General features: G+C 35.0%; 8 protein-coding genes. 3 read left to right on the plus strand and 5 right to left on the minus strand.

What is annotated here, in order from left to right:
• From ACFIKN_RS01995 to ACFIKN_RS02010, 4 genes are all read right to left on the minus strand, one after another.
• Positions 1 to 138 (minus strand): Rha family transcriptional regulator (locus tag ACFIKN_RS01995; RefSeq protein ID WP_375657836.1); only part of this gene is annotated, 138 nt, incomplete at its 3' end.
• Between the two features lie 14 nt (positions 139 to 152).
• Entirely contained in the window at positions 153 to 515 is a 363-nt protein-coding gene (locus ACFIKN_RS02000; protein ID WP_375657831.1) for an antA/AntB antirepressor family protein, read from the minus strand.
• Positions 516 to 581: 66 nt separating this feature from the next.
• Complete coding sequence (locus tag ACFIKN_RS02005) at positions 582 to 956, minus strand: hypothetical protein (RefSeq protein ID WP_375657832.1); 375 nt, start codon at positions 954 to 956, stop codon at positions 582 to 584.
• Between the two features lie 193 nt (positions 957 to 1149).
• Entirely contained in the window at positions 1150 to 1461 is a 312-nt protein-coding gene (locus ACFIKN_RS02010; protein WP_375620609.1) for an XRE family transcriptional regulator, read from the minus strand.
• Between the two features lie 95 nt (positions 1462 to 1556).
• Between ACFIKN_RS02010 and ACFIKN_RS02015 the strand changes: the two genes are divergently transcribed.
• Entirely contained in the window at positions 1557 to 1931 is a 375-nt protein-coding gene (locus tag ACFIKN_RS02015; RefSeq protein WP_375631598.1) for a hypothetical protein, read from the plus strand.
• Between the two features lie 12 nt (positions 1932 to 1943).
• Complete coding sequence (locus tag ACFIKN_RS02020) at positions 1944 to 2396, plus strand: hypothetical protein (RefSeq protein ID WP_375657833.1); 453 nt, start codon at positions 1944 to 1946, stop codon at positions 2394 to 2396.
• Between the two features lie 121 nt (positions 2397 to 2517).
• On the opposite strand, the gene ACFIKN_RS02025 is transcribed toward ACFIKN_RS02020, so the two are convergent.
• Positions 2518 to 3384, minus strand: a complete 867-nt coding sequence (locus ACFIKN_RS02025) for a hypothetical protein (RefSeq protein ID WP_375657834.1) — start codon at positions 3382 to 3384, stop codon at positions 2518 to 2520.
• Positions 3385 to 3423: 39 nt separating this feature from the next.
• Between ACFIKN_RS02025 and ACFIKN_RS02030 the strand changes: the two genes are divergently transcribed.
• Positions 3424 to 3820 (plus strand): hypothetical protein (locus tag ACFIKN_RS02030; RefSeq protein WP_375657835.1); only part of this gene is annotated, 397 nt, incomplete at its 3' end.

A 3820-nucleotide genomic window follows, 5' to 3' on the forward strand; every position in this document is an offset into this window, starting at 1 on the left:
TTCTCCTAACATTTGTCGAATATCACGCATAATATGCGCATGTTGCTTACCGCATAACTCTGCAATTTCACGACTAGACATGGTTGGAACAGTTGTGTTTTGAAAATTGTTTTCAGATATTGTAATAAAGTTTCGCATCATCACCCCCTTAATTAAGAAAAACACAAGGTTTGATATAATATTCTGCCATAGTTTCTATGGCGCTCTGCTTGAGCAATTTTCCTTGCTGCGTGAATTTTGAAGTAATGATTATCGGTTTTATCTGTTTCTATTTCAGATTTTGGACAAATCTTCTGTCTGTTCCATTCTTGTTTTGTAAAAACAAAATCCATGCCTTCTTTTAGATCAAGCTTTTCAACACAATCGTTAAACCAAGTGGAAAAATCTTGTTTCAAATGTAAGTACCTATGCATTACATGGGCATTGACCATTTGGACATAACCGATTTTGTTGTCTACCTCGTTTTCAGGCGTGAGATATCCTTCACTATGAATATGAGTATCATGTGTGGTCATAAGTTTACTCTAATCAATTATTGATGGGAAAAGGGGAGGCGCTTTTAAAAGCGCCCTTTAGAATTTTTAAAGCACATCACATGCACGCAAACGGTGTTGTTGTTCGTAAGTACCGTAAATCTCATCATTATATTTTTCGTCTGCGATCTCGTCTAAAAGTTCTTGGTAAGCATCACTTTCGCGTACAAAGTCATGAACCTCACTATCCTCATGGAGATGTTCGATATTTTCTTTTACATATGCTTCTGCAATTTCTTCAGAGATATCTTCACAATTATTCTCAGAAGGATTGATGCGAAAGATTTGGATTGCATCATCTGCCTCGTCAATAATTTTTAGAACTTGGCTTTCATCCAGTGGTCCCGACCGACCAATGTTTTGATCATCATCATAGACAACTAATAAAATTTCATCAGAATTTATAAGAATTGGATTTTCCATAATTTCTCCTCCCTAACGCCTCTTGGCAATTGTTTGTGCGTGGTTTATGGAATATATGTATTTCATTTTTAATGAAATATGTCAATAATAAATTTCATAAAATATGAAATATTTTGCATATGGAGGCTAATAGTGGATGAAGAAACGCTAAAAAAACTTTGGAATTATGGGGATAAAAAGGTGATAGCTGCTATTATTTTTTGTCTGATTGGCCAGAATTCTGAAGAATCGTTAAAACAGCTTGCTGAACTTCAGGCTTTGCTTGATAAAAAAGACTAACAAATTGTCCAGACCCCTCGATTAAAAAAGGTGGGACCTCGCCAATAAAATTAATAATTTTTATTAATTCATCTGCCTTTATCGAGCGGTTTGTGCCTGAGTTATTTAATATGCTGGTAAGAGTGGAAGGCAACACACCTAAATGCTTAGCCAGCATTTTTTTGCTGCCGTGTCCTTTTTTTACTAATTGCTCATTAAGCCATAATCTTAACTGTTCACGTTCCATATAATTAAATTCTTTCAGATTGAGTGAAAAATCAATTCAATAAATTCTGAATTTTTACTATTGATAAAATTCAGAATTTATGAAATTATACTAATATGAAACAAGAGCCAGCATATACGCTTATAAAATATTTAGGGGGTGTCACAAAGGTTGCACGCATTTTACATAAATGTAAAGGCGCTGTTTATCGTATAACCTACTCCAAGAAAAAAGGCGGTGCCGGTGGGTTGTTTCCTTCAACTTATCAGGCACAACTACTCATTTATGCTCAACGGCACAACATTGACCTACGTCCAGAGGATTTTTTCTATCCTGAGCGTTTGCAACATTTGTTGGAGGTAGAAAAAGCAACGCTCTCAACGCTTTCTTTTGTCAACGGTTCCACTGTTTGCATGAAGCCGTGTGAACAAAATGAAATGACGAAGCTTCAATATGAAGAAAAGAATGAACAGCAGCCTTCACACTCTTAAAGAAGAAAGATCATGAGAAACGGAATATTGAAGAAACTCTACACACGGATTTGTAGATTAATAGGTTGTAATACGAAAATCGAGAATGGAGATAAGTTTGTGAAAGAATTTATACAAATACCGAATCGTGATTGTAGCGTAGAAGATCTTGTGAAACGACACGAAACTCACACAACAATTCTTAAAAAACGAGAAGAATGGCATAAGTCAAAATTTGATAGTTGGATGAGATGGCATGAAGCCACTCTTGCAGAGCGAGATAAGTCAATTGAACAACAGCAAGTAGTACTTGAAAACCTATCCTCTTTAATTAAGCAAAAAAATGAAACGCTATACAGCCAAAGGCTAAAGTTAGCTTCACAGATGAAAGTTATTGATGAATTAAATAATAAAATCATTGAGTTAATCAACAAAAAAGAAGAACCAAGATTGATCGATTTTATTTTTGCAGGAGAATGCTTTTAATTTTGGCATCAAAAAAACCACAAATGAGGATTANTAATAAAATCATTGAGTTAATCAACAAAAAAGAAGAACCAAGATTGATCGATTTTATTTTTGCAGGAGAATGCTTTTAATTTTGGCATCAAAAAAACCACAAATGAGGATTATCAGCCAAAAAGGAATATTCAGGGCCAAATTCGTCATATGTATCTTTTGAGCGTGGATATGAGGCCCAAAAATGAACAGTGAATGTTTCCTCTGGGTTAACAATCGAAGTGTGGTCAAGTGTAAAATTTGCAATGTTGCGGGAATTAGGCTTACGGCAGCTAATTATGAAATCTAAAAAAGTGTAGCATTTAGCACGTATAATAAAAAAATTCAAAGCGAACTCTGATGAAGCATTTGATTTTATATTTTGGGGACATAACGCAATGAGTTTTGGAGTTGTTCTTTTAATGACGAGGTGTTCACCTGAAGTTTTAGATGGCCATCTAACGAAAGGGCAAGCATTTTTAACAAACTTAAAGGGACTTTTTTTCGATATGCGTATATTCCTTATCATTATATCTTCTCTAGTAAGATTTTTAATGCACAATTTCACCCTAACGCGTGAAGTACCTTCATATTTTTGTGGGAAGAATACTGCCTTCAATTTCAAATATGGTCCCAAATCACGTGCTTTTTTATCTTCTAATAGAATAGCTGTCTGGGTTTCTGATGCTATAGTTTGTCGTTGGAAGATTTTAAGTTGTTTTTTTAAGCTTCGTTGTTGCACAAAAAGTGTCACCATTCCAGTAACTATCGTAGCAATGATAGGAGCAATCGTAAGATTATCACTTATCCAGTGCAGCAAAAATACAGCACTATCATTTATCCGGTGCAATAAAAATACAACCTTATCAACTACCCATTCTTGCATCATAACTCCCCCCAATTTTTTAGAATCGTCGGGAGGATACTTTTTCATAAACATTTTTGCAAGACAAGCAATCACAACGCGCTCTGTCACAACAGCACCCTTCACATTCTTAAAGAAGAAAGATCAGAGATGATAGATGTCCCACAGATCACTATAAGTAAAGTCCAGTTGATCGACCTTGTTAATAAGATTGGACAGAAAGACATATATTATGGTGTCCGTTCGCCTCAAGATGCATGTCTTGAAACAAGCATGAAGCCCCCATCAACAGGTTTTATTGTTTGTATGCTACATAGTATCTTTGCGCGTGATGATAGAAATTATTTTCCGTTATTGCCGTACGATGATTTTAATCAATGGTTTTCATCTGTGTTTACGCAAGCTTTTACTGCTTGGTTTGATAATCATTTTTCTCAAGAGTTATCATCTTTTTATCGCTTAAGTAAGCTACTTTTGTTTACAGCTTTAGTCGAAAGTAATCTTGGCTTCTTAAGGGATGACCTCATCAAAAAAAGAGAAGAAGAAA

The sequence above is a fragment of the Bartonella sp. CL436QHHD genome (genome assembly GCF_042195105.1).
GTDB lineage: Bacteria > Pseudomonadota > Alphaproteobacteria > Rhizobiales > Rhizobiaceae > Bartonella.